The sequence below is a fragment of the Streptomyces sp. NPDC079141 genome, from assembly GCF_040686775.1.
Taxonomy (GTDB): Bacteria; Actinomycetota; Actinomycetes; order Streptomycetales; family Streptomycetaceae; genus Streptomyces.
This window is the reverse complement of sequence record NZ_JBFBLP010000004.1, coordinates 1-24,579: the sequence shown is the minus strand read 5'-3', so window position 1 is coordinate 24,579 and position 24,579 is coordinate 1. Positions and strand designations below refer to the sequence as shown.

Below are 24,579 nucleotides of genomic sequence, written 5' to 3'. Positions count from 1 at the left end.
TCAGGTCCCGTCGTCAGCGGCCCCGTTCCGGACCGCGCCCGCTGCTCACAGTCCTCCGGTGTACTCGAAGATGTAGAGCCCGTGGTCGCGGTCGGAGGCGGCGACGTACTCCTTGCCGCCGGACTCGAAGACCTGGGCGCCCCAGAAGTTGTTGCCGCCCTCGTCGATGTAGCGGCCCACCTCGACGATCTCGTTGTCGACGATCTTCGCGACGCGCAGACCGGCCGCGTAGTACGAGAAGTAGAGCAGGTCGGCCCGCTTCTCGGAGACGGCCACCTCATGGATGGAGAGGTCACCGGATCCCGTCGCGAGGGCCGGGTCGTGCGCCTCGGGAACGGCGTAGGTGTCCAGCTCGGTGAGCTTGCCGCTCTCGTTGCGGTACAGATGCGCGTAGCCCCAGCCGTCGAAGTACGACGAGAAGGTCAGCCGGTCGCCCTTGGTGCCGAGCGCAACGGGCAGCTGTGCGGGGCCGGTTCCGGCCATGCAGGCCGCGTCGTCGTAGGGCTGGCCGAAGATGGCGAAGCCCTGGCCGCGCGGTGCGACGCCGAAGGTCGGGATGTCGCCCTCGACGCTCATGCCGAGGGTCTGGTCGCAGGCGTCCGTTCCGGTGCGGTTGAAGACGAGTACGGCGTCGTAGCCGCCGGCCGCGATGACGTTCGCGACCTTCTCGCTGAAGTTGCACACTCCGCGCTCGACGACGGCGACGTCCACCGCGCTCGGGTCACCGGCGGGGACCGCCGGGTCGCCGATGCAGGCCCGGCCGACGAAGACGGAGTCGCCGGTGATGGTCTGCCCCTCCTCCAGGCGCGTGGTGTTGCTGCCCTGGCTGGCCGTGATGTCGGTGCCGTCGGTGACGTTGCGGGCGGTGAGCGCGTACGGCCCGAAGTCCTCGTCGGCGCCGATGACGTACTTGTTGTCGAGGGTGAACTCGGCCTGGTGGGCGTTGCCTTCGGGCGCCACCTCGAACCCGCTCTCCAGCGCCTCGGGGTCGAGCGCGGCGAAGTCGGTGTCGCCGAGGTAGGTGGCCTTGGTCGGGTCGGTCACGTCGAGGGTGACGTAGCCGGCGTCCCAGTAGGAGGCGAGCATGATCTGCCGGCCGCCGATCTCCTTGACGACCATGTCGTGCAGGAAGATCTCGCTGAGGTTGGCCGGGGCGTCCTGGACGATCTGCGGGAACGCCTCGTCGAGGTCGTACTCCGCGATGACCTTGGCCTTCTTCGGGTTGGTGATGTCGACGATGTCGACATCGGGGCCCTCTTCGTTGTCGACGATGACCGCGTACGCCTTGTCGCCCGCATCCCAGGCGAACACGCTGTGGATGTCGTTGGCGTCCTTCTTGCCCTGGCCCATGACCGTGTGGTCACCGACGCCCTCGGCGAGCGGGGTCGGATGGGTCGGGTCGCTGACGTCGTAGAGGTTCATGCCGCCGAAGCCGGCGGCCTCCTTGCACTTCTCGTTGTTGCTGACCAGCACGTCCCCGTTGAAGTACGGGGTGTCGATGTGCAGGGTCTGGATGCCCTCGCCCGGTGCGCTGCCCTCCTTCGCCTGGATGAAGGCGACCTCCTTGGGCGCGGCGGGCTTGCGGATGTCCACCACGTGCACGCCGTTGTACTTGCAGGTCGCGCCGCCCCAGGCGGCGAGGTAGGCGTACCCCTTGAAGACGCCGACGTCGGCGATCTTCTCGGGCTCGACGTTCTTCAGGCCGAGTTTGCTGACGAGCCGGACGTTCTCACTTCCGGCGGGGAGATGGCCCTCGTCACCACCGTGCTGGTGGCTGTGGTGATCGTGTGTGGCCCCGGCGTTGTCGATACCGCCGTCGTCGGCGGAGACACCGTCATGTGCTCGGGCGACACCGGCGAAGGAACCGGCGACGAGGCCTGCCGCGGCGAGACAACTCGCGGCGCGTACGCGGACCCTCGCTCTGCCCATGGCTCTTCCCATGGCTCTCCTTGGTGTGAGAGTGAAGAAGCGCGGGGGGCAGCGAGGGGAACCTACTCTGTGCGTGGCCTGTGAGGAAAGGGTTGGGGAGCCGCGTTAACGTGATCGTATTCGGCGTCGGTTTCCGATGGGGTGCCAGTGGTCCCCGTCTCCCGCGACACCTCCGGTGTCCTCTGCGTGTTCTGACTGCCGGTGACCCAGATCGACATCGACGATGACGCCCTGGAACGTGTGATGGCTCTGTCCAAGGTCAGGACGAAGAAGGAGGCCGTCAACCTCGCTCTGCGCTTCTACGCCGAGCAGCAGGAGCGTGCCGCGCGCATCAGCCGCCACTTCGAGCGAGCGCGTGAGTGGGGTGCTGTCGAGGACGCCGAGCGTCTGCACCGGGCGGAGAAGAACAGCCGGTGATCTACCTGCTCGACACCTCTGGCCTGGTCCGGTTGCTCCGCGACCCGAAACTGCAATCGGCCTGGTACGACGCGATCGACGCCGGGGCCATCGCATCCTGCTACGTGCAGCGCGCCGAGTTCCTCCACAGTGCCCGGAACGGACGCGAGTACGACGAGATCACGGAGATGTTCACCGACCTCTGCCCCGATGCGGCCGTCCCGAAGAACGCGGGGCGCTGGATCGGCGCAGTGCAGCACCGTATGGCCCAGGCAGGTGAGCACCGCAGCGCTGCGGCGGTGGACCTCGTCATCGCCGCGACCGCAGCCCATCACGGACTGACCGTCCTGCACGACGACACCGACTACCGAGCCATTACCCGGCACGCATCCGACCTGACCGAGCACAACATCCACGACATCGTCTGAGTCCGGCGGCCACCGCGACCGTCTTGTGTGCCACCACCCAGATCCGTTCCCTGGGGAAGCGGTCCATCTCCTGGGGGAAGCCGACGGAGGGATTGAGCGCGCGGTATCCGGCGTCCTGGAGCGCCTGGGTGACGCTGCGGGCGGCGTGGTTGGCCTGTTCGTCGGCCTGGTGGAACTCCTGGTCGGCCACACTGCGGGCGGGGGAGCGGCAGTTGTCGCGGTTCATCCGGACCGCCATCGCGATCAGGCTGCGGGTGCCGGGCAGCGCGGACTGCGCGTACTCGCGCTCGCCGGCCAGGTCGGGGTGGTCCAGGCTCACCGCGGCCGCGTCGTCCGCACCGGCCGCCAGGCACAGCTCACGCAGCCAGGTCGCGTCGATCACCGCGGGCGGGCGACCCGAGGCTCCGGTCCTGCGCCGGGCGAGCAGGGCCCGAGCCGAGAGCTGTGCCACGTCGTGCGCGAATGGAACTCGCCGGTATCTTCGGCTCGTCGGCGTCCGAGCGATCTTGAAACCGTCGTGGCAGCGATGACGCGGTGGGTTCAAAATCCCACACTGCCCGTCGCCGACTGCGTCTGTATCCCCCTGGTCCTGCGCACAGAATCAGCACGAAGGGCGCCGTGCGTGGTCCGGCTCGGCGCCCTCCGATGTCCGTCGTCGGTCATTGCGCTATGACCAGGGCAGAACCAGGGCGCCCCAGGCGACGACGGGGCCGAGGGCGACGATTCCGCCGGTGTAGCCGATGACCTGGCGGTAGAAGCGGCGGGCGTCCACCCCACGGGCGTTGCTGAGGACGAGTGCTCCGTTGGTCGAGAAGGGGGAGGTGTCGACGATCGTCGTGGAGACGGCGAGCGCGGCGATCAGTCCGACGGCGCTGAGGTGGCTGGAGAGCAGCAGCGGTACGGCGATGGGGATGATCGCTGTGAGGATCGCGGTGGAGGAGGCGAAGGCGGAGGTGATGGCCACGGTGAAACACAGCAGCAGGGCGACGACGAGCGGGGCGCCCAGGCCCGCGGCGTGTTCGGAGATCTCCTCGATGATGCCGGCCTTCTCCAGCATCGCGATGTACGTCATCATGCCCGCGACCAGCAGCAGGGTGGACCAGCTGACGCCGTCCACGGCCTTCTCCTGCCGCTTTATGTCCACCAGGGCCAGCAGGGCGCCGGCAGCCAGCGCAAGGAAGCCGATCTCCAGGTGGAAGCCGAGCGCGCCGACGACGAGGGCCACCAGGGAGGCGAGGGTGAGCCACTGCCGCCAGTCGGGCCTGCCGGAGACGGCGAGGTCCTCGTCGTCGGCTGCCTCCGCGGCGCCCTCGACCAGCGGGGCGGGACGCTTGGCGAGCAGGGCGTAGGTGAGGATCGAGAGCAGCAGGTTGATCACGAAGCTGGCGCTGAACAGCGCCACGGCGGAGACCTGCAGATCGGTCTCGTCGACGAGGCCGAGCACCAGCGCACCGGAGACGGCCAGCGGGGAGAACGCGCCCGCGTGTCCGCCGCTGATCACCATCATGCCGACGACCAGCGGGTTGAGCTTGTAGCGGTAGGCGAAGTTCATGCCGATCGGCGCGAGGATCGCGACCGCGGCCGGGGTGAACGTACCGAACGCCGTCAGCAGGGCGGCCACCAGGAAGAGCACCCAGGGGATGAGTTGCACCTTGCCGCGTACCAGCCGCACCCCGGCCGCGACGAGCCAGTCGATGGTGCCGTTGCGGCGGGCGACGGAGAACAGGTAGGTGACTCCGACGATGGTGACGAAGAGCTTCGCCGGGAACCCCTCGAAGATCTCGTCCTCGGTGAGGCCGAGCGAGGCGGTGCCGACCGCGAAGGTGGCGACGAAGGCGAGGATGCCCAGGTTGATCGGCAGCACGGTGCCGACCACGAACATCACCAGCAGGGCGCCTATGGAGATCACTTCAGCAGACATCTTTGTCCTTGGTGCGGTGGGGACGGGGTGGCGCGCCCCAAGGGCGCGAGGGTATCCCGGTGCGGACGGCTGGGAACCGGCCTGACCGAGGTGATGTTCGTCGCGGCTCAGGCGACTTGCGGGCCGGCTGCTTGCGGTACGTAGATTCGGGCGTCGGCGAGCAGACGGGCCGCGCGCTGCACGGTGACCCGGTGCGGCAGGCCGTCCCTTATGTCGGTGCAGCGGACCGCGACGACACCGGCGGGTGTGCCGAGGCGCAGCCACTCGTCGGTCGGGCCGCCCGTGGTCCGGGAGACCACGGACCCCTCCAGCAGCCCGGCCGCCGCGACGGCCACGGCAGAGGTCAGGCCGATCGCGGGGTGCGGGGCGTTCATGGAGAGCATGCGCACCGACACGTCGTAGTCCTCGGCACCGATCGGTTCACCGAGGGTGGTGGTGTACGGCACCGGCGGGCCGACCAGGCCCACCTTGGGCACCGCGTCGCCCGGTTCCTCGCCCGGCCGGAGCAGCCCCATCAGGGGTGCGGCGGTATGACGGACGGTGCGCAGCCAGGGGACGTCCGCGCTCATCCGCTCCAGTGACTCGGCACCGGTACGCCCGGCACTGGCGGCGTCGACAAGGACGACCGGAGCTCCCGCGGTCACCATGCTCACGCGTACCGGCTCGGCGGCGCCGACCCGCAGGTCCTGGGCGGCCTGGCCGGTGGGGAGCAGTGAGCCGGTGGTGCCACCGGCCGGGTCGCGGAAGGTGAGGCCGACCGCGACCCCGCCGGCCCGGGTGCCGGGTACCGTCTGGCGGCCGAAGTGGTGCACCACGCCTCCGGGGGTGTCGACGATCCCTTCGAGGACCGCGCCGGTATTGGTGTTGCGCATCACCACGCGTGTCCGGTCGCCGGTGACCGGAACCATTCCTTTGCTCACCGCGTACAGGGCGACGCCGGTGGCGCAGTTGCCGCAGTTGCTCGTCCACTCCACCGAGCCCGTCCCGATGCCGACTTGAGCGAACAGGTAGTCGACGTCGACGCCAGGCTGGAGTGAGGCGCTGACCACGGCCGCTTTCGAGGTGGTGGGGGTCGCTCCACCCACCCCGTCCAGCTCCACGGGGTCGGTGGCGCCGTACGCGGAGACCAGCAGCCGTTCGAGGTCGCCACGGTCGGCAGGGACTTCGACCTGGTTGAACAGCCAGCACTTGCTTGTGCCGCCACGCACCAGGGTCGCGGGAATGTGCACGTCTGAGGCTCTTCCTGGATCAACGGAGGTAGGGAGGGCCGAGAAGCGGTTACGGGCGCATTGCGGGCCGGTGAACCGCTCGGCGATTGCGGAGACCTTCGCAGAGGCATGACTTCGGAACAATCGCGGTTCGCTTCACCTGGGTTTAGCTCAGCTAAAGTCGACGGCATGCTCAACGTGCGCCGTCTGCTGCTGCTCACCGAGGCCACCGAACGCGGTTCACTCACTGCCGCGGCACAAGCCCTCGGCATGACCACCTCCGCCGCCTCCCAGCAGATGTCCCTGCTGGAGCAGGAGGCAGGGCAGCCGCTGATCGAGCGGCTGCCACGCGGTATCCGCCCCACCCCGGCGGGTGCCGCGCTGGCCGAACGCGGTCAGGCCATCCGCCGGGAACTGCGTGCCGCCCAGGCCGACCTGGACTCCTTCACCGCCCTCGACCAGGGCACCTTGCGGCTCGGTTCCTTCCCCACGGCGAGCGCGTCCCTGCTGCCGCTGGCGCTCACGCGTTTCCGCCGCCGCCACGCCGGCATCCGCATCGAGGTACGCGCCGGAGTCCTCGCGGAGCTCAGAGAGATGCTGCACACCGGCGAGGTGGAGCAGGGGCTGCTCTGGGACTACGAATGGAACCGCCTCGACGATCCGGCGCTCGCCCTCACCCACCTGCTGGACGACCCCACAGTGCTGGTCGTCCCTGCCGACTCACCCCTGCGCACACATCCCTCCGTGCGCCTCGGCGACCTCGCCGACCAGGAGTGGATCATCCGCGCCGACAACCACCCCGTCGCCGACGTCCTGCGCCGAAGCTGTCGCCAGGCGGGATTCGAGCCGCGCATCGCCTACTCATCGCACGACTACCAGGAGGCGCAGGCCATGGTCGCCGCCGGTCTCGGCATCGCTCTCGCACCCCGCCTGGCCCTCACCAGCCGACGCAGCGACGTACGCCTCCTGCCGTTCGCCTCCGACGTCCCGGCCCCCACCCGCCGCATCCTCCTCGCACGCGCCGCGACACGCCCCGCCACCCCACCCGCCCAGGCGATGGCCCGCGTCCTGCGCACGGTGGCGCAGCGATTCACCGCCCCAGACCTGCACCGGGCCCAGCTTGGGGCGGTCCGGCGGAGCTGACGGTGCGGCCAAGCGGTTCCCGCTGGTCGTCGAGGAACATCCGGTGGGCCCATGCGGTCCGGATCCCACGCCATCCAGAACAAGCGGATGGCCGGCGTCGGCCAGCGCGTAGCACAAGCAGTCAAGGGCAGGCAGGCGCTGCTGGACGCGCCGGCGCTGGAGGGCTTCGCTCGCCCGGAGGTCACACTGACCGGGGCACTGGAGCAGGCCGCCGACTTTTCCGCCGACCGGCTCACCGCGCTCGCCCGTACCTACGTGAGTTGATTGAGAGCGGACAGTGCCGGAGCGAGGTCCGCGAGGGTCCGTTCGCCCGCCTGGCCGTGCCGCTGACCGCTTCGCTCCAGGGCCTCACCGTACTGGCGCTGAGCGGCGCACTCTCCACAGAGCAGATCGAGGATGGCCTGGCCGAGACAATCGCGGTTCTGCTGCGCGGCTATGCGCCGTGAGCCGTTGACGTCAGCCCCGCGCCGCGTGCAAGAGATCCGCGGCCCAGTCGTCTGGCTGGCGCGACCGTCGCAGGAACGGGCGCTGTGGCTGTGGGCGCCCCTGTGCTGCAGCCTGGCGACACGGCCGCGTGGCGGGGAGCTGCCGACGAAGGGCCTCGCACGCCTCATCTGTGATCTGCCGCTTTACGTAAGCGACTTCGCAGACATGGCGCACGGCAGTGGCGCAGGCTACTTAGGCCACACGAAGGGCACGCCACCCTCAAATTGGACTAGACAACAAACAACCCCAGGCCACTGACCTGGGGTTTCATCATGGAGCGGGTGACGAGAATCGAACTCGCGCTCTCAGCTTGGGAAGCGACGGCGCTTGCGCGGACGGTGAGCTCCTGACCTGCGAATATGTCGCTTGCGGTGCAGCTTCGAGGGCTGGTTTTGCACCGCTGATTACCGTGGTTGTCCGGTCTTATGGGCACGCTTTGGGCACGAGCCGACGCCTGGATGCTGTGCAGGGCTCGACTCGTCCGTTGCGGCGCTGCTTCACCGGGGGCGGGAGTCGCTTACATGCCGTATTGCAGGTGCGCACCGGGAGCCTCTGTTCGGTCATCTGCCCAGGATTGAAGGCGGATGTGCGGGAAGGCCAGAGGCTCCCGCTCGCCCAAGCGTCCCGGTCATCGTCCGGGCGCACTCCATCGCATTCAAATCCAGACGAGTCCCTGCTGCTGCGAGAACACGGGTCCCGGGCGGGCAGTTCGGCATCGTACATCGGCATCGAGTCAGGACCCGGTGCCGCCGAGCTGGCTCACCAGGTTTTCGCGGCGGCCAGCAGGTGCTCGCGGACGAGTGTCACGTGCGGGTTCGCGGAGTTGCCCGGGCGCTGGACGAGGTAGGAGGTGTTGATCGGCGGGTCCTCCGGCTGGTGGAGCAGACGGAGGGCGCCGGAGGCGAGTTCGGAGCGGCACAGATAGCTGGGCAGGACGCTCCAGCCGGCGCCGACGGTGACGGCGGTGAGGACGCTGCGCAGGTCGGGGACGGTGATCGCGGCCTGGGCGTGCAGACGGCGGTCGAAGACGTGGCGCCAGTAGCGGCGGGCGATGGGCAGATCCTCGGCGTAGGCGATCAGCGGGAGGCTCTCCAGGGCAGTGGGCAGCTCCTGCCCCTTGAGCCGTTCTGCCCATCCCGGTGCGGCGACCAGGACGAACTCCTCGTCGCCGAGGAGTTCGGCGTGCAGCGTCCGGCCACGGGGCCGCCGGGTGGCGACGACGAGGTCGTGGCGCCCGGCCCGCAGTTCTTCCAGCAGTGCTTCGGTCAGCCCGGTGGCCATCCGCAGTCGTACGCCCTGCGCGACCAGCTGGGCCAGCACCGTGAGGCCGAGCGTGCCCAGGAATTCCGCCGGTCCCGCCAGATGGACCGGCGCCTCGGTACTGCTCGGTTCCTCGCCGCTGATGACGGCCAACTGGTCGAGGGGCGCCGACAGCCGGGCGGCGAGTTCGTCCGCGTGGGGCAGCGGAGTGACGCCTTGCGCCCGGCGTACGAACAGCTCGCGGCCCAGGCGTCTCTCCAGTGCCCGGATGTGCGTGGTGACGGTGGACTGCGACAGGCTCAGCCGGCGCGCCGCGGCGGTGAAGGAGCCCAGGCGGTGCACCGCGAGGAAGGTGCGCAGCAGGTTCAGGTCCAGCGGACCGGAGCCATGAATGTCGTGATCGCTCACGGCTTCGAGCCTACGAGGTAGGCAGGCCGGCCAGGTGCCGTATGTCCCCGGGCCAGCCATCGGTTCTTCGATACCCGGTATCGGGCTCTTCATTGGCGCCGATACATCAACAGCTTTAGCTTCGAAGCCAGGGGCCGCCCAGGAGACGAGGGAAAAGTGAGACGGAAAAAGATTCTTGCGGTCGTGACCAATCAGGCCACCTATGGGGCGAGCGAGCACCGGACCGGACTGTGGCTGGCCGAGCTCGTCCATTTCTACGACAAGGCCGTGAAGGCCGGTCACACGGTGGACGTGGTGAGCCCGGCGGGCGGCGAGGTGCCGCTCGACCCTCGTAGCCTCGGTCGCCTGTTCGTCGACCGGACGGTTCGCGGATCTCGACGACCAAGCCTTCATGGACGCCCTGAAAGCCACCCCTTCCGTTGCCGACACAGATCCGGACGACTACTCCACGATCTTCTTCACGGGTGGTCACGGCACCATGTGGGACTTCCCCGACAGCGCCGGCCTGCAGCGCACGGCCCAGGCCATCTACGCCGACGGCGGCATCGTCTCCTCGGTGTGCCACGGCGCCTGCGCCCTCATCAACCTCCGCGACACCGACGGAAACCCTCTGGTACGGAACCGCACCGTCACCGGCTTCGCGACGGTCGAGGAACGACTGGCCGGCGTGAAGAGCAGGGTGCCGTTCCTTCTGGAGGACGAACTGCGCGCGAAGGGCGCCAAGTACGTGCGCTCCACCATCCCGATGACACCGCACGCCGTGCGCGACGGCCGCCTGATCACGGGACAGAACCCGGTGTCCACCAAGGCCGTCAGCGACTTGATCCTCGCTGCCCTGGCCGGCACCGAACAACAACCCAGCTGAACCCGCCTCTAGGAGACCGCACCATGTCGAAGATCCTTTTCGTGATGACCGGCGCCGACCACTGGACGCTCGCCGACGGCACCAAGCACCCGACCGGCTTCTGGGCCGAGGAAGCCGTCACCCCGTACCAGGCGTTCACCGCCGCCGGCCACGAGATCGTCGTCGCCACGCCGGGCGGCGTCGTACCGCCCCTGGACCAGGGAAGCCTGGCGCCGCAGTTCAACGGCGGCGAGGAGGGCGCGAAGAAGGTGGCGGACGCCCTCGCCTCGATCAGCGAGCTCCAGCACCCCGTCAAGCTGGAGGACGTCGTCCTCGACGACTATGCCGCCGTCTTCTACCCCGGTGGCCACGGCCCGATGGAGGACCTGGCCGTCGACGCCACCTCCGGCAAGCTCCTCATCGACACCCTCGCCTCGGGCAAGCCGCTCGGCGTGGTCTGCCACGCCCCGGCCGCGCTGCTGGCAGCCACCGATGCCGACGGCGGCAACGCCTTCGCCGGCTACCGGCTCACCGGCTTCAGCAACGCAGAGGAAATCCAGAGCGGTCTGGCGGCGGGCGCCAAGTGGCTGCTCCAGGACCGCCTGGTCGAGATCGGCGCGGACTACCAGGAGGGCGAGCCGTGGGCCCCGAACGTGGTCGTCGACCGCAACCTGGTCACCGGCCAGAACCCCGCCTCCGCCGGACCCGCCGCAGCCGAACTGCTCAAGAAGCTGACCTGACCCAGGGCTTCGGGACGACCACCCCGGCCCGTCCTGACTGGGCGGCGCGCCGAACAGGCGGAGAGCTCTGAGGGTTTTCCTCGATCTAGGGCACACAGAGGGCACGGCCCCCAAAATGGACTAGATAACAAACAAACCCCAGGCCATTGACCTGGGGTTTCATCCTGGAGCGGGTGACGAGAATCGAACTCGCGCTCTCAGCTTGGGAAGCGACGGCGCTTGGGCGGGCTCCTCTGCTTTGACCTGCGTAGGTACCTTCCCTCTGAGGTGGTTGTGAGGGGCGGATCGCACCGCCTTTGACCGCTGTTTTCCGCTCTTACGGGCACGCGGAGGGCGCGGGCCTCGGAAGGGGAGAGGCCGACGCTTCCGGCGGTACAACCATGCATGGGCTGCCGCGTGCGGAGATCAGATGCTGACGTGACGTTGCGGACGCGTACGCAAACTCCCGCCTAAGGTCCTGCCTGGCGGGTCCCCACGCCTGCCCCGCGCGAGCATGTGGTCGGTGACCGCGGCACCGAGCCCAGCGGCCAAGTCCTGGTGGGTGGTTGTGAAACGGGCGGCGCCGTCGAACGCCTCGCGCAGTACGGGCAGATCGCGTACCACCAGCGGAACTCCCGCGGCGGGTGCCTCCATCGCGGCGAGTTCGACGCCCTACTTGACGGAGGGGAAGGCGAAAGCACCTCCCAGACCTGCACTCTCACCTTCGAGATGGGATGCGACCCGGGGACCGGTGTCCGCGCTGGGCCTCCTCGCCTACGAGCGTGGAGTCCTCGCGGCCGGTGGTGCGGCCCAGGGTGCCACCGGCGAGCCGCTCGCGCAGCGAGGGTGCGGCGATCACCTGTCCGGGATCCTTACGGACGTGAAGACCGGTGGCCGGCACCCGGGATCTCAAAAACCCGGAGAAGTTCGCCATTCCACCTACGTCGCCCGTCGGGGAGGACGAGGCGCCAGGGGCATTGAGGACCTGCCCACCTGGCCGGTCTCCGAGAAAACAGCGTCGGGGCGGCAACCTTCTCGTCATCTGCGGCAACTGGGAGCCGGAAGGCCGAGTCGAACTACCGGATGGACGGGCATGTGGGCAACGAAGCACGCCGCGCCGCAACCGTGGCGCAGGCGCGGACTGGCCACGGGCATTCCCTTGCGCTGCTGGTCGGCGGTGTGCTGGCGTGCCGTCCCCCCGGAGAGCGGAAGCGGTGAAGTACCACCGACATCTACGGGGAGCGGCTGACCGTCGACGGCACCGCCGTGCAGCCGGACATCGCGCAGCCGACCGGCGTCCGGTTCGCCCGGCATCGACCAGTTCGCCGGTCAGCCTTCACCGCCCCGCAACCGAGCACGACCACCGTTCGAATCCCAGACGGAGCACTGTTAGGCTGCGCCCCCCGTTGTTGTTAAACACGCAACCAATGCGCACATCATGGCAAGGAGAGGGCGACCGGGGGATGGTCCTCGATGACGCGTCCGCGGAGTTCCACGAATTCTTCGAACGCCACTATGCCGAACTCGCCCGTCTGGCATACCTCCTGACCGGCGAGACCGACGCGGCGGACGACCTCGCCGCGGATGCCCTGGTCGCCTTGTGGCAGCGCTGGGACCGGTTGCGGCAGGCCGACCACCCGCTCGCCTACGCCCGCGGTGTGGTGGCCAACCTGGCGCGGGGGCGGATCCGCAGCTCGGTGCGGGAGCGACGTCGGATCACGCTGTTCTGGTCCCGCAGCCCCGAGAAGGTGGAGGGGCCGGACACGACGGCCGTGCTGGACGTCCGCGCGGCGCTCGCCCGGCTGCCGTACCGCAAGCGCGCCTGCGTGGTGCTGCGACACGCCCTCGACCTGTCGGAGAAGGACACGGCGGCGGCGCTGGGCATATCGGTCGGAACGGTGAAGAGCCAGACCTCGAAGGGGATGGCCGAGCTGCAAAAGCTACTGGGCGCACGAGCGGCCGGGGACCTGGTGCCAGGGAGGAGGAACCGGTGAACGAGGAGATCGACCGTCGGCTGCGCGAGGCCGCCGAGGCCCACCGGCCCGACCGCGCGCGGATGCTGGCCCGGGTGGAACGCGGCATGGCCGGCCCCGCCGTCCGTCACCGTGCGCGGCCCTTCGCGAGGTCCGGGACCAGGGTCGCCCTCGCCGGGCTCGCCGCCGGCGGCATCCTGACGACCGGCGGCCTCGCCGTCGCCGCCATCGTCGCGAAGCCGTCGCCGCCCACCGTGACCACGCCCGCCAGCCTGCCCCCGGCCGTCAGCTCCCCGCCCCCGACATCGGCCCGCCCGACCCCTGTCGTGCCGCCCCCGGCCACCACCCCGGGCAGCTCGCGCCCGACTCCGTCGGCCACCGGCACCGGCACCAGCCCCTCGCCGACCGCCGACGAGAGCCGGAACGGGCCGCTGCGGTCGGCCGGCTCGCTGGATCCGAAGAGCACCGTCTACTGGACGCAGAGCAACCTCGTCCTCAAGACGACGCAGCCGCTCACCTCGCTCACGGTCGAGATCCGGATCGTGCAGACCGGCGGTACGAAGAACACCGGCACCTGGCAGACCCTGCCGAGCGGTGACTTCACCCTCACCGTCCAGGAGGCCGGCGGCGCGCTGGTCTACCGCTGGGTCCTCAAGCCGGGCCTGACCGTGCCGGCCGGGAGCCATGAGTTCGCCGCGCAGTTCAACAACGGCACCGACGGCGCGCGCAGTGCCGCGGGCGACGGCTATCGCGTCGACGCACAGGGTTCGGGCGGCTCCGCGTCGGTCCGGGGAGGGTTCGTCCCGGCACGGTGAACGCCGCTGCGCGGCAAGGCGACGACGGCGGCCGTGAAAATGCTTCCCTTGATCGCGGCAACCTTTGTGTGCGGGGCGGCAACTGACAGGTATCCGGGGCCGGATCAAGGCCCGCTGTGCCAGAAGGACATACCGTTGTCAGATCAGAACCGCTCTCATCGCCGCCGTCCGGCGACCCGCCGCGTGATCGCCGTCGCCGTGGTTCTCGCCGCTGCGGGTGCCGCCGTACCACTGGTCGCCCTGGCCGCACTCACGCCGGAGGCCTCCGCACCGGCCACGGCCGCCGACGCGGCGGCCGGCAGCGGCCGTTACTTCGGTACGGCGGTGGCCGCGGGCAGGCTCGGCGACTCCACGTACTCCGCCATTCTCGACCGGGAATTCAAGATGATCACCCCGGAGAACGAGATGAAGTGGGACGCCATCGAACCCTCCCGCGGGAAGTTCACCTTCGCCGCCGCCGACTCGATCGTCAGCCACGCCTCCGCGCACGGCCAGCGCCTGCGCGGCCACACCCTGGTCTGGCACTCCCAACTGCCCGCCTGGGTCAAGTCCATCACCGACGCAGGCACCCTGCGCACGGTGATGAAGGACCACATCACCCAGACGATGTCCCACTACAAGGGCAAGATCTACGCCTGGGACGTGGTCAACGAGGCCTTCGCCGACGGCGGCAGCGGCCGGCACCGCAGCTCCGTGTTCCAGGACGTACTGGGCGACGGCTTCATCGAGGAGGCCTTCCGCACCGCCCGGAACGTCGACCCCTCCGCCAAGCTCTGCTACAACGACTACAACATCGAGAACTGGTCCGACGCCAAGACCCAGGGCGTCTACAAGATGGTCAAGGACTTCAAGTCCCGCGGTGTGCCCATCGACTGCGTCGGCCTCCAGAGCCACTTCGGCGCAGGCGGCCCGCCGGCCAGCTTCCAGACCACCCTGTCCAACTTCGCCGCGCTCGGCGTGGACGTCCAGATCACCGAGCTCGACATCGCCCAGGCGTCCGCCACCGCGTACAGCAACGCCGTCCAGGCGTGCATGAACGTCGCTCGCTGCACGGGCATCACGGTGTGGGGCATCCGCGACAGCGACTCCTGGCGCACCGGTGAGAATGCCCTGCTGTTCGACGCGGGCGGCAACAAGAAGCCCGCCTACAGCGCGGTGCTCAGCGCCCTGGGCGGCAGCAGCGGCAGCGGCAGTGGCGGCACACAGGCCGGGGGCATCACCTCCGGCACCGTCTACACGCTCTCCAACGCGGCCTCCGGACGCGTTCTCGACCAGCCCGCGGGACAGAACGACAACGGCACCCCGCTCCAGGTGTGGGACGCCAGCGGCGCCGCCAACCAGCAGTGGCGGGCCAACCGGAACAGCGACGGCTCCTACACCCTCACCAACATCGCCAGCGGCCGGGTACTGGACGAGCCGGCAGGCCGGACGGCCAACGGGACGAGGATGACGGTCTGGGACGCCAACGGCGGCGCCCACCAGCGCTGGAAGGCCCGCCAGAACAGCGACGGCTCCTACACCCTCACCAACGTCGCCAGCGGCCGCGCGCTGGAGGTCCCCGGCGGCCGGACCGCCAACGGCACTCCCGTCCAGATCTGGGACACCAACGGCGGCGGCAACCAACGCTGGAACTTCCAGCCGACCACGGCGCCGAAGAGCGACACGTGTGCTCTTCCGTCGACGTACCGGTGGACCTCGACGGGCGCGCTGGCGCAGCCGGCGAACGGGTGGGCCTCGCTGAAGGACTTCACCACCACGACGTACAACGGCAAGCACCTGGTCTACGGGTCGAACTACTCGGGATCGGCCTACGGCTCGATGGCGTTCAGCCCCTTCACGAACTGGTCGGACATGGCGTCGGCCCGCCAGACCGGCATGAGCCAGAAGACGGTGGCGCCCACGCTGTTCTACTTCGCGCCCAAGAAGATCTGGGTGCTGGCGTACCAGTGGGGTCCGTCGCCCTTCAGCTACCGCACCTCCAGCGACCCCACCAACCCCGACGGCTGGTCCGCGCCGCAGCCGCTGTTCACCGGCAGCATCCCCCGCACCGACTCCCCGACCGGGCCGATCGACCAGACCCTGATCGCCGACGACAAGAACATCCACCTGTTCTTCGCCGGTGACAACGGCAAGATCTACAAGTCGAGCATGCCGATCGGGAACTTCCCCGGCAGCTTCGGTTCCTCGTACACGACGGTCATGAGCGACACGGTGAAGAACCTGTTCGAGGCACCGCAGGTCTACAAGGTCCAGGGCCAGAACCAGTACCTCATGATCGTCGAGGCCCGCGGTGCGAGCGAGCAGCGCTACTTCCGCTCCTTCACCGCCACCAGCCTCAACGGCCCCTGGACCCCGCAGGCCGCCACCGAGTCCAACCCCTTCGCAGGCAAGGCCAACAGCGGCGCCACCTGGACCAACGACATCAGCCACGGCGACCTGGTCCGCGCCAACCCCGACCAGACCATGACCATCGACCCCTGCAACCTGCAGTTCCTCTACCAGGGCAAGTCCCCCAACACACCGCCGAACACCTCCTACGACAACCTGCCGTACCGGCCCGGCATCCTCACCCTGAAGCGCTGACCCGCCACGGTGATGGCGATCGGGTGCGCCGCACCGGCGCGTAGACGAGCGGTCTACGGCGTGGGCACCTCCACCCGCTGACCGCTCCTCACCGCATCGAGGAACCCCAGCCGTGCGCCGGCTGGGGTTCCAGTCGTCTGGGGACCAGACGGAGGCTCGGCGAGGCTTGTCGGGCTGATGGGTGGGCTCCTGGTCCTCCTGCGCGGTGTGGGTGCCGGCGTCCCGAGCCGCATTCACCTTCCGCCGCATCGGCGCATTCATCGACCGGACGGCCCGCACTGTCCCGGCCTCGCGGTCGAACTCGGCTTCCCCGCCGTCACCGGTCAGCACGATCGTCCCCTTCCGGAGAAGTCCTCAGCCCGACGCAGACGACGAAATGCGCCCCCATCGAAGAGATGGGGGCGCATTCGCCGGCTTCGCCTACTTGAGTCGTGTACCACCCGAGTTGTGATACGCGATCGTCTTGCGGATCAGGTTTCCGCCGTCGGTCTCGGGCGTCGTCTGCTCCGTCCACCCCGCACCGAACAGCAGGCCGGCGATGTGGGCGTTCGCCACCTGGTCCATGTGGCCGAAGAGCCAGTCCACCTTGTCGTCCTTGAAGTGGCCGGGAGTGTTGTTCCCCGCCATGTTGCCCACGGGGATCTGCCACAGGACCACCGGCTTGCCCACGGACTCGGCCATCGTCTTCCAGAACTTCAGCGAGGCGGCGGCCTTCTGGTCGGTCCAGAAGGTGTCACGGCTGCCGTGGGCCGGCTGTGCGTACCAGCCCGCGTCGCGGTCCGACACATCGGTGACCAGGAAGTCGGCGTTCTTCGCCCCGAGGTCCGCGTAGTCCTTGACGCACTTCTGGAGGTTGCTCTCCCAGTCGAAGCAGGAGAGGTGCAGCCCCACGGCGGCGTTCGGCGCGTACTTGTGCGCCATCGAGATCAGGCACTGGGCGAGTCCGGCGGCGCTGTTCTCCTGCGATCCGCAGTCCGTCGGGTTGGCGCCCGTGACCTGCGCGGGAACCTGGTGCAGATTGCCGAGCGACCGGGCGAAGCCCCAGAAGTCGGGCTCCAGGTCGATCATGTCGTGGGACTTGCCGATCTTCTGGAGGAAGAACCGGTAGTCGTTCAGGTACTTGGTGAGCAGGTCACGCCTGTCGATGGCCTTGACCTCGCCCGGGCCGTCACCCTCGCCCGCCATGTCGCCGAGGTCGCGCAACGAGTACCAGGTCCACAGGTACTTCTGCGGTCGCGACTTGCCCTGGTAGGTCGCCTTGGCCGCCACGCTGTCCTGCCAGGTCACCTGGTTTCCGGGCGCCGTGCTGGTGCCGCCCCAGCAGCCCCACCAGGCCGACCACTCAGCCTTGCAACGCGATGCCGTATAGGCGTCCGACGAGGGCGCGGGCTGGCTGTGTATATAGGCGTAGCGCACGTCGAACGGCGCGGCGTTCGCCGAGGCGTCAGTCATCGAACCGCCGATGAACACCTTGTCGCTGCCCATGAAACGTGGCGTCGAGCTGCCGTTGGCGGGGGTCGGAGACGTCGGCGGCGATGCCGGAGTGCTGCCGCCGGGCGTGGGCGTGCTGCCGGAGTTCCCCGTGTTCCCGGTGCCGCCGGCGACGCTACCGGCCGCGACGAGCTTCCACTGCTGGTTGGCACCGCCCCGGTCGCGGTTCTGGACGACGTCGCCCCCGTTGGCCTTGGTGGCGTTCTCGACACCGACAGCCATGCCACTGAAGCGATTGACCAGACGCACGTAGCCGTTCGACGACTTGGCCAGTTTGAACTGCTGGTTGGTGGCGTTCAGGTCTTTCCACTGCACGACGGCGGTGCCGGCGGTCTTCGACCAGCCGTAGTCGTCCAGCACCTTGCCGGAGGTCCGGTTCTGCAGCCGGTAGTACCCGTCACCCGAGTCGACGAACCGCCACTGCTGGTTGGCCCCGCCGTGACGGCTCCACTGCACCACCGCCGCGCCGTCGTTCTTGGCGGAGCCGCGGTCGTCCAGCACCTTGCCGCTGTTGCGGTTGACCAGCACGTACCACTTCTTCAGATCCAGGGTCTTCTGGTCCGCCGAAGCCTGGTTGACCACGACAGCCGAGCCGGCCACGACCACCAGGGCGAGACCTCCCCAGAGACCCCGACGCGCGAGCAACCGACGGCCACGATGCTTCGGGCGGTCACCGCGCGCGCCGCCGTCGGCACGGTGGCCGCCGACGCGGGACGCCACCGGTGACTTGGGTGGGCCTGGGACATGTCTGTGCTCTGGTTCCAGGGACATGCCTGCGCTCTCTCTTTCAGCCGTTGCATTTGACCGGACCACTTGGCCGGACAACGCCTAGTGGTCCGAGAGGCCGAAAAGGTTGCCGCGAAGATCCGCAGATTTTTCGCCTTGACCGCTTCCCGTTCGCCGCGGAGCACGGCAGACCTGACGCCGGCGGAGGCGAACGCCTGACGGCTGGTCGGGGAGGATGGGTGACAGCAGCGCGATCCCGCCCCGGCAAGGCCGCTCCGAGCGCCTCGCCGACCTCGCGGAAGGACACGATGGTTCGCGCCGGGCAGTCTTCCGAGAAGGCCGCGCTGATCTTTCAGCACTCCGACGAGGAGCGGCAGCGCGAGGTGGCCGCCCGACTCGACGACCTGGTGCGCGCCGAGCGTGCGAAGCACCACAAGGACGACCCGGCGCACCACAATGAGGAGGCTGCCGAGAGCTAATGGTGCGGTTGTGGTGCGGCAGGCGCCCACCGGTCTAGACAACAAACAAGGCCCAGGTCTCTGACCTGGGCCTTAATCATGGAGCGGGTGACGAGAATCGAACTCGCGCTCTCAGCTTGGGAAGCTTAGGTCATCTGGAGATCATCCGGACCTCTGGCCTGCCGAAACGGCTTGATCGCCACCCCTCGGTGCGCTGCCTCTTTGCCCCGTGATTCCCCGCTGTTCCCCGCCCGTTCTGGCACGCGTGTGGCACGCGCTCACCGGGTCGGTAGCCAGTCCCGAGCTGGTTGAAGGTGAAGTCGAACAGCGCTGTGTGCCCCCAATGCCAACGGCGGCCCTCGGCATTCAGCTGGGCCTTCGAACGCGGGTCGGCTGGCAGTGCGGCCTGTTCAAGGACGTAGCGTGTTCTCGCTGTGCCTCTGCGGACCGAGATGGTGAGGTCGTGACGCACGGGGCGTTCATCTGCCTGACCTTCGGCAACGAGACCAACCCCCCCTTCCGCGAGGTTGAGTTACGTACCAGCTGTCAGTCCCTCCCTCTAGGCTAGGGACTCGTTGGTTGGCCGGAGCAGGCATGAGGAGATGCAACTTTGACAGTCGTCCCTCCCACCCACCTGGTGGACCGGGCTGGAGTGTCTCGGGCCGCATACTTGGTCACCACCCAATTGGGCTGGATCTTCCGTGAACAGGAGACCAGTGATATTGGAATTGACGCCCACATTGAGGTGGTCGAGGGGGCTGACCTCCCTAGCAGCGCCTCTGGACGAGGAACTGGCCGACTGTTGGCTGTACAGATAAAGTCTGGCGCCAGTCAATTCACAAAGTCGACAGATCTCGGGTGGTGGTTCTATTGCGACGCGAACCATGTCGAGTATTGGATGAATCACTCACTTCCAGTCACTCTCATGCTGTTCGAGCCAGAATCTGAGCAAATTTACTGGCAGCACGTGAACGATGATACGGTCATTGTCGCAGGGCAGGGCCATAAAGTGCTTGTCCCTTTGAAGAATAAACTGAATGAATCCTGCAGAAATGACCTCGGCATTCCGGCTCGAAGTCAGATCAGTGGCGGCACGATAACAACGAAACCTACGCGAGTCACATCTGTACGACAAGCTGACTATGAGCTGGCAGGTGCCATCGATCTGCTGGTTTCAGTTATGGGCAAGACGGTAGAAGAAGCGACGCCGAAAGACTTCCGCTTCGCCTTTGCTTCTCAGCTGCGCGCGCTGCATCGCCGTGCTGGAGCACCCGATCTCGATATTGTGTCGTCGAAGACCGGTTACGAGGTCGCGAAGCTGGCTTCCTATCTTAAGGGAGTTACTCACCCAAGTAGAGGTCGGGTTGTCGCAATCGTTGAAGCGCTCATTGAATGTGCATGCGAAAGAGAAATCAAGATTCCGGGCTACCTGACAGACATGCGCGCATGGGAGAGAATGTGGCGTGTTGCAGACAAGCCGGGGATGCAGAAGATACTTAAGAACAAAGCGCAAAAGGGTATTCATCTGTCCCGGCGATCCTAAAACATTGGTGGCGTCCCGCCAGGCGGTGTAACGAATCAAGGTGCCGGAATCCGCAGTTCATCTCTGTCTTGCAGAGCGCGCAACTCTGCGTTGATCAAGTCCGTTCTGGGATGTTCGTCAGCGATGCACGTCGCGGGCTACCAGGCACAGAAGGCATTGAGGACTACCTAGGGCCTGCGCCGCGTTGAGACACGGGCATGAGAGAGCGTTCACAACTGACAGCGCAACGCCTTACGGCGACGGCGTCTCATCGTTAAAGTACCCGAGCAGCTAGAGAACTCTGTCTCGACTGGAATCATCCTAGGCGCTGCACGCTTCCCGGACGAATCTCCTCCAGATCGAAGGGAAACGGGCCCTCAATTCCGAGAAACGTGGTTCTAATGAGCCCTCTCGACGTGCAAACCATTCCCCGATGCCGTGCTCGTCTTCACGGATCTCTCTCAGGAGTTTGCCCGTGGACTTTTTTGGTTCGACGCTCGAAAGTAGGTAGTCAACGGCTTCGTTGTATCGTGCGATTACGCGGCGTCTCCCTTCAACGACAGCCTCGTGATTAATGAAGGATATGACCTCCACGGTTGACTCACCCTTAGGGTCGAAATCCTCGTCGAGGAAACGGGCTGCCAAGTATCCGGTTTTGGTGTCAAGGATCAAAAAGTCCCAGGGGTCTTCTCTCGTAGGATTAATAATCAAAGGTTTCCCGTCCTTGTCCCTGGGGAACCTTGCGCCTTTCTTCCTGTTGCACTCTGGGCATACCAGGATGAAGTTGTTCCATGCGAAAGCCTGGGAGTAGTCCACTGAGATCGGAGTGAAGTGGTCAACGTCAGCGGAACGAGAATCGCAACAGTAAACGCAGCGCTGGCGCTGACCGTTCATCTCTTTCAACGCTTCAAGTACTGGCCGGCTCTTTACTGATCTGCGATAGCTGTTCCACTCCGTCCTCGCGGTCTCTTTATTTGTTGCCTTCCTTCGCCTTGCCGCTAGGTCGCAACGCGTAGAAAAGTCAAGATTGGTTCGGTAGATCCTTCTCATCTGCTTCCCGTCACTCCGCTTCAGCGAAGAGCGACAGCTGTTCCAACTCGCTGGATTCATCATTTGTGAGCTTTCCAGCGATCTGCTTTGCTCGCAGTCGGGAGTGTCTCTTATTAGCTGCAACGGCTCGTGGAGAGCGGGTGTGACTCATTCCGAAAGCAGGCGTGAGGAGGATTTGGTCCGGCTTCCCCGCGATCACCCGATTGAAATCATCAGGGGCAAGCTGGAACGGTTGCCCCTGACCGGGCTGAGGCATGTGGTACACCCTGCCCCTGTCAGCTGCTTGGCATACGAGCGGGCTGTGCGTCGTGACGATGAATTGGACCAGCGGGAAATGCTTCTTAAGCCAAAATCCAATCTCTCGCTGCCAAGCAGGGTGCAGGTGTGAGTCCACTTCATCAATGATCACCACGCCTGGGCGATTGATGTAAGTGGATCCGTCATCGCGTTTCTTGGTCAAATCTGTTGTTCCGTAAACGTCCACCATATGGCGGAAGATGTCGATCAGCATTGCGAGTGCAGATCGGTACCCTTCACTCATGTCCGCGAGAGGCATCCGCCGGCCAGCAGAATCCGTAAGCCAGATCCCCTCAGAGTTAACTTCGCTGACTGCCATTCCCTGACGCAAGAAGTCGTCATTAAGTAGCTCAAGGAGGCTTTCCAGGGCGACCTTTTCAGATTCCTGCTGCTCCAGCTTCTTATAGTTAAGCTGTTTAACCCATTGTTCGCACTCTGCAAGGGTTGCATCCTCTTTAAAAAGAGTGGCGAATCTGGGAACACGCCCAGGGATTACCATCAGTCGCTGCGCGTCGGGTGAACTGCCGTAGAGGCGACGAAAGGGTCCGTATCCAAGGGAGAACCAGCCTTGTGTTCCTGGAGCCCACGGGCCGTTGAATGCTCCCTTCTTTTTGTTTCTGTACACGTCTACAGAAGAAATTACCCACGCGCTTGTTTCGCGAGAGAAGCCAATTTCGGCCCAAAAAGTATTTTGGACGGGGAATCCACCCTTAGCGGTGCGATCCCACTCTCTGAAGGGTTTGATTTCAACCGAGATGGTTCCTGATTCCTCGCCCTCGGTAACCCATCCTCGGGTGTCCGTTAGGAGTACGCGTGAATCATCTGGCCCTAGAATCGCCATGCAGATGGATTTCAGGAGGGCAGTCTTTCCAGACCCGTTGTCGCCAGTGATCACTGCCCAGCCTGCGTGTTCTCCATCGAAACCGGAGAAGTCAAGGTCTGCGCTCTCAAAACCTTTAATGTTCTTGAGTACTACTCTCTCGATGTACAAGACAGTTCTCCGATGTCGGCCACAGTTCCTGCGACAGTGCTCCTCTGAGCAGCATAGGGACGGCGCTGGTCTGTTGGCAGGATCACGGAGCAGAAGCTTCACCTATGAGGTCGGCGGAGCGGGTTTGGCCGGTGGCCTGCCCGGTCTGGGGTCGAGCATGATCAGGGGACCGTACGCTGGCCAGCAACTCGGGCAGGCTTTGGGCCTGACCGCAATTAGCACGAGTGGTCCCCTGGTCTTGCTCGACGCGGGACCCGGACCGGGGAGGTGGCTAAAGCCGTGGAGCCGACCGCCCCAGCCACGACGTACCCCTTCTCTGGCATCAGGCGGCTGCATGCTTTGAGCGCGGAACGGGCGCCGGCCGGGCTGGAGCGGGGCGGAGACAGACATCCGATGCGGTTGATCAGTCAAACTGTGTCGGGGAAGGCGGCCTGTTCGTCGTAGGGGATGCGGTGGGTGAGGCAGTGGTGGAGGCAGCCGAGTAGCCGGTTGAAGAGGTTGCGTTGGGCTGCGACGTGTCGTTCTTCGGTCGCTCGGCGGTGGTCGTAGTGGGCTCGTGCGCCGGTTGACGCGGTGAGGGCGGCGAAAGCCCAGTTGTAGCCGGCTGAGGCGAGGCGCTGGTTCTTGATGCGTCTGGCCAGGACGGTCGTCTTGCGTCCGGAGGATCTGGTGATGGGAGCGGATCCGGCGTAGGCCTTGAGAGCGCGGGCGGTGGCGAAGCGGGTGTGGTCGTCGCCGAGCTCGGCCAGGACGCGGGCGCCAGTGAGGTGGCCGAGGCCGGGGAAGCTGGTGATGATCTCGGCGTCCTGGTGGGTGGTGAAGGCGTCGACGACCGCAGCCTCCAGCTCGTCGGCGCTTGCGCAGGCTGCGTTGAACTGCCGCAGTAGGGCCTGGGTCTTGGTCCCCATGGCGTCTTCGACGAGGGGCGGTTGGTGCATCTGCGGTTCGCGCAGTAAGGCGTAGAGGCGTTCGACCTCGCCGGTGATCTCGCGTTGGCGGCCGGCCGTCTTGAGGATGGACCGGAGCTGGGAACGGGTGAGCTGGGCGGCCTGTGTGGGTGTGGGGACCGCGGCCAGCAGGGTGCGAGTGACGGGTGAGGCGAGGCCCTCGCGGAAGTGCCTGAAGACGGTGAGGAAGGCGGGGAAGTACTCGCGCAGGTGGGAGCGCAGCCGGTTGCCGGTCTGGACGCGGTCCCAGACGGCGTCCTGCTGGGCTCGGGCCAGGACGGTGATGGCCTGAGCGAGGTGGCTGTCTGCGGGCAGAGGACGGTGTTCGGCGGGGTCGGTGCGCAGGATGTGGGCCAGGACTTTGGCGTCGAGGTGGTCCGATTTCTTGCGGCTGAGTGCGTAGCGGTCGCGGTAGCGGGCGGCGGTGAGCGGGTTGATGACGTAGATCGGTCGGCCGGTGGCACGCAGACAGGCGACCAGGAGTCCGTGAGAGGTCTCGATGGCGACGGGGATCGGGTTGTCGGAACGGTCGCCGTGGCGGGCCAGAAGGTCGAGGAGCTGGGCCAGGCCCTCGGGGCTGTCGTCGATGCGGAGCTTGGCGAGGAGGGTGCCCCTCTCGTTGAGCAGGGCGATGTCGTGGTGGTCGGTGGCCCAGTCGATACCGCAGAACACAGTGGTCATAGAGGTGTCCTCTGGTTGGCGTGGTGTGCTGGTCCTCGCCTGGCAGGGGATGCGCGTCTTCCTAATGGCAGGGCTCAAGGGCCCGTCATCCGATCAGTCGTTCGCAATCCCAGCGGTCGTCAGGGGTCTCGGTCAGCTGCGGAACTGCGCGTTCGCCGAGCGGTGAGAGGTGTTCCTTGGCGGCGGCTTGGACCACGAACCAACGATGCCGCTGTTGTGTCCTTCGGCGGGTGGGGGCGGGTTCGGCGGGTGCGTGCCCCAGATAGACCTCCTGCACCTTCGGATCCGCCTGTACGTCGGCGA

Annotated in this window: 22 protein-coding genes and 1 pseudogene; 12 read left to right on the top strand and 11 right to left on the bottom strand. The window is 66.8% G+C overall.

What is annotated here, in order from left to right:
• Positions 1–45 precede the first annotated feature (45 nt).
• Positions 46–1,929, bottom strand: coding sequence for a PA domain-containing protein (locus tag AB0Q90_RS14240; protein ID WP_363165181.1), 1,884 nt, complete (start codon positions 1,927–1,929; stop codon positions 46–48).
• A gap of 195 nt (positions 1,930–2,124) precedes the next feature.
• On the opposite strand from AB0Q90_RS14240, the gene AB0Q90_RS14235 reads away from it, so the two are divergent.
• Positions 2,125–2,346 (top strand): type II toxin-antitoxin system VapB family antitoxin, encoded by a 222-nt coding sequence (locus tag AB0Q90_RS14235; protein WP_363165202.1) that lies wholly within the window; start codon positions 2,125–2,127, stop codon positions 2,344–2,346.
• Complete coding sequence (locus AB0Q90_RS14230; RefSeq protein ID WP_363165182.1) at positions 2,343–2,753, top strand: PIN domain-containing protein; 411 nt, start codon at positions 2,343–2,345, stop codon at positions 2,751–2,753. The genes AB0Q90_RS14235 and AB0Q90_RS14230 overlap by 4 nt, the downstream gene beginning before the upstream one ends.
• Here the strand turns inward: AB0Q90_RS14230 and AB0Q90_RS14225 are convergent.
• The 3 genes from AB0Q90_RS14225 to AB0Q90_RS14215 all read right to left on the bottom strand — a co-directional run bounded on the left by AB0Q90_RS14225 (position 2,701) and on the right by AB0Q90_RS14215 (position 5,903).
• Positions 2,701–3,204, bottom strand: coding sequence for a hypothetical protein (locus AB0Q90_RS14225; protein ID WP_363165183.1), 504 nt, complete (start codon positions 3,202–3,204; stop codon positions 2,701–2,703). The genes AB0Q90_RS14230 and AB0Q90_RS14225 overlap by 53 nt on opposite strands.
• Positions 3,205–3,420: 216 nt before the next feature.
• Complete coding sequence (locus tag AB0Q90_RS14220) at positions 3,421–4,674, bottom strand: SLC13 family permease (RefSeq protein ID WP_363165185.1); 1,254 nt, start codon at positions 4,672–4,674, stop codon at positions 3,421–3,423.
• 107 nt (positions 4,675–4,781) lie between these two features.
• Positions 4,782–5,903, bottom strand: a complete 1,122-nt coding sequence (locus tag AB0Q90_RS14215; protein WP_363165186.1) for a PrpF domain-containing protein — start codon at positions 5,901–5,903, stop codon at positions 4,782–4,784.
• A 168-nt stretch (positions 5,904–6,071) separates the two neighbouring features.
• On the opposite strand from AB0Q90_RS14215, the gene AB0Q90_RS14210 reads away from it, so the two are divergent.
• Genes AB0Q90_RS14210 through AB0Q90_RS14200 form a run of 3 tightly spaced genes read left to right on the top strand, consistent with a single transcriptional unit; the run spans position 6,072 to position 7,471 of the window.
• Entirely contained in the window at positions 6,072–7,025 is a 954-nt protein-coding gene (locus AB0Q90_RS14210; RefSeq protein ID WP_363165187.1) for a LysR family transcriptional regulator, read from the top strand.
• A 51-nt stretch (positions 7,026–7,076) separates the two neighbouring features.
• A complete protein-coding gene (locus tag AB0Q90_RS14205; protein WP_363165188.1) occupies positions 7,077–7,289 on the top strand; it encodes a hypothetical protein in 213 nt (70 codons plus the stop codon).
• Positions 7,286–7,471, top strand: a complete 186-nt coding sequence (locus AB0Q90_RS14200) for a hypothetical protein (protein ID WP_363165189.1) — start codon at positions 7,286–7,288, stop codon at positions 7,469–7,471. Before AB0Q90_RS14205 ends, AB0Q90_RS14200 begins: the two co-directional genes overlap by 4 nt.
• Before the next feature lie 799 nt (positions 7,472–8,270).
• On the opposite strand, the gene AB0Q90_RS14195 is transcribed toward AB0Q90_RS14200, so the two are convergent.
• Positions 8,271–9,179 carry a LysR family transcriptional regulator gene (locus tag AB0Q90_RS14195; protein ID WP_363165190.1) on the bottom strand — a complete coding sequence of 303 codons (909 nt, stop codon included), beginning with the start codon at positions 9,177–9,179 and terminating at the stop codon, positions 8,271–8,273.
• A 391-nt stretch (positions 9,180–9,570) separates the two neighbouring features.
• Here AB0Q90_RS14195 and AB0Q90_RS14190 point away from each other — a divergent pair, with 391 nt between their 5' ends.
• Positions 9,571–10,044, top strand: coding sequence for a type 1 glutamine amidotransferase domain-containing protein (locus AB0Q90_RS14190; protein ID WP_363165191.1), 474 nt, complete (start codon positions 9,571–9,573; stop codon positions 10,042–10,044).
• Between the two features lie 23 nt (positions 10,045–10,067).
• Positions 10,068–10,763 carry a type 1 glutamine amidotransferase domain-containing protein gene (locus tag AB0Q90_RS14185; RefSeq protein ID WP_363165192.1) on the top strand — a complete coding sequence of 232 codons (696 nt, stop codon included), beginning with the start codon at positions 10,068–10,070 and terminating at the stop codon, positions 10,761–10,763.
• A gap of 697 nt (positions 10,764–11,460) precedes the next feature.
• Here the strand turns inward: AB0Q90_RS14185 and AB0Q90_RS14180 are convergent.
• Positions 11,461–11,601 (bottom strand): hypothetical protein, encoded by a 141-nt coding sequence (locus tag AB0Q90_RS14180; protein ID WP_363165193.1) that lies wholly within the window; start codon positions 11,599–11,601, stop codon positions 11,461–11,463.
• Positions 11,602–12,205: 604 nt separating this feature from the next.
• On the opposite strand from AB0Q90_RS14180, the gene AB0Q90_RS14175 reads away from it, so the two are divergent.
• From AB0Q90_RS14175 to AB0Q90_RS14165, 3 genes are all read left to right on the top strand, one after another.
• Positions 12,206–12,736: a SigE family RNA polymerase sigma factor gene (locus AB0Q90_RS14175; protein ID WP_363165194.1), complete on the top strand. Its 531-nt coding sequence runs from the start codon at positions 12,206–12,208 to the stop codon at positions 12,734–12,736.
• The gene (locus AB0Q90_RS14170; RefSeq protein ID WP_363165195.1) at positions 12,733–13,530 is read left to right on the top strand and encodes a hypothetical protein; all 798 of its coding nucleotides are present in this window, start codon (positions 12,733–12,735) and stop codon (positions 13,528–13,530) included. Before AB0Q90_RS14175 ends, AB0Q90_RS14170 begins: the two co-directional genes overlap by 4 nt.
• Positions 13,531–13,713: 183 nt before the next feature.
• Positions 13,714–16,113 (top strand): non-reducing end alpha-L-arabinofuranosidase family hydrolase, encoded by a 2,400-nt coding sequence (locus AB0Q90_RS14165; protein WP_363165203.1) that lies wholly within the window; start codon positions 13,714–13,716, stop codon positions 16,111–16,113.
• A 420-nt stretch (positions 16,114–16,533) separates the two neighbouring features.
• On the opposite strand, the gene AB0Q90_RS14160 is transcribed toward AB0Q90_RS14165, so the two are convergent.
• Entirely contained in the window at positions 16,534–18,204 is a 1,671-nt protein-coding gene (locus AB0Q90_RS14160; RefSeq protein ID WP_363165196.1) for an RICIN domain-containing protein, read from the bottom strand.
• A 419-nt stretch (positions 18,205–18,623) separates the two neighbouring features.
• On the opposite strand from AB0Q90_RS14160, the pseudogene AB0Q90_RS14155 reads away from it, so the two are divergent.
• Together AB0Q90_RS14155 and AB0Q90_RS14150 are read left to right on the top strand one after the other, a co-directional pair.
• Positions 18,624–18,809: pseudogene (locus tag AB0Q90_RS14155) on the top strand (site-specific integrase); the annotation flags it as partial.
• 616 nt (positions 18,810–19,425) lie between these two features.
• Positions 19,426–20,331: a DUF4365 domain-containing protein gene (locus tag AB0Q90_RS14150; protein ID WP_365733251.1), complete on the top strand. Its 906-nt coding sequence runs from the start codon at positions 19,426–19,428 to the stop codon at positions 20,329–20,331.
• 300 nt (positions 20,332–20,631) lie between these two features.
• Here the strand turns inward: AB0Q90_RS14150 and AB0Q90_RS14145 are convergent, their stop codons facing one another.
• The 4 genes from AB0Q90_RS14145 to AB0Q90_RS14130 form a co-directional block, all read right to left on the bottom strand.
• On the bottom strand, positions 20,632–21,204 hold the full coding sequence (locus AB0Q90_RS14145) for an HNH endonuclease (protein WP_365733249.1): 573 nt from the start codon (positions 21,202–21,204) through the stop codon (positions 20,632–20,634).
• 166 nt (positions 21,205–21,370) lie between these two features.
• Complete coding sequence (locus tag AB0Q90_RS14140) at positions 21,371–22,648, bottom strand: AAA family ATPase (protein ID WP_363165198.1); 1,278 nt, start codon at positions 22,646–22,648, stop codon at positions 21,371–21,373.
• Between the two features lie 407 nt (positions 22,649–23,055).
• A complete protein-coding gene (locus AB0Q90_RS14135; protein ID WP_363165199.1) occupies positions 23,056–24,276 on the bottom strand; it encodes an IS110 family transposase in 1,221 nt (406 codons plus the stop codon).
• Positions 24,277–24,361: 85 nt separating this feature from the next.
• On the bottom strand, positions 24,362–24,579 hold a 218-nt coding region (locus tag AB0Q90_RS14130; protein ID WP_365733143.1), incomplete at its 5' end, for a hypothetical protein.

What these genes read in the sequence shown, in the direction of transcription:
- AB0Q90_RS14220 (WP_363165185.1), bottom strand. Translation starts at nt 4,674, where the DNA reads ATGTCTGCTGAAGTGATCTCCATAGGCGCCCTGCTGGTGATGTTCGTG.
- AB0Q90_RS14240 (WP_363165181.1), bottom strand. Translation starts at nt 1,929, where the DNA reads ATGGGCAGAGCGAGGGTCCGCGTACGCGCCGCGAGTTGTCTCGCCGCG.
- AB0Q90_RS14190 (WP_363165191.1), top strand. Translation starts at nt 9,571, where the DNA reads ATGGACGCCCTGAAAGCCACCCCTTCCGTTGCCGACACAGATCCGGAC.
- AB0Q90_RS14210 (WP_363165187.1), top strand. Translation starts at nt 6,072, where the DNA reads ATGCTCAACGTGCGCCGTCTGCTGCTGCTCACCGAGGCCACCGAACGC.
- AB0Q90_RS14175 (WP_363165194.1), top strand. Translation starts at nt 12,206, where the DNA reads ATGGTCCTCGATGACGCGTCCGCGGAGTTCCACGAATTCTTCGAACGC.
- AB0Q90_RS14145 (WP_365733249.1), bottom strand. Translation starts at nt 21,204, where the DNA reads ATGAACGGTCAGCGCCAGCGCTGCGTTTACTGTTGCGATTCTCGTTCC.
- AB0Q90_RS14205 (WP_363165188.1), top strand. Translation starts at nt 7,077, where the DNA reads ATGCGGTCCGGATCCCACGCCATCCAGAACAAGCGGATGGCCGGCGTC.
- AB0Q90_RS14185 (WP_363165192.1), top strand. Translation starts at nt 10,068, where the DNA reads ATGTCGAAGATCCTTTTCGTGATGACCGGCGCCGACCACTGGACGCTC.
- AB0Q90_RS14135 (WP_363165199.1), bottom strand. Translation starts at nt 24,276, where the DNA reads ATGACCACTGTGTTCTGCGGTATCGACTGGGCCACCGACCACCACGAC.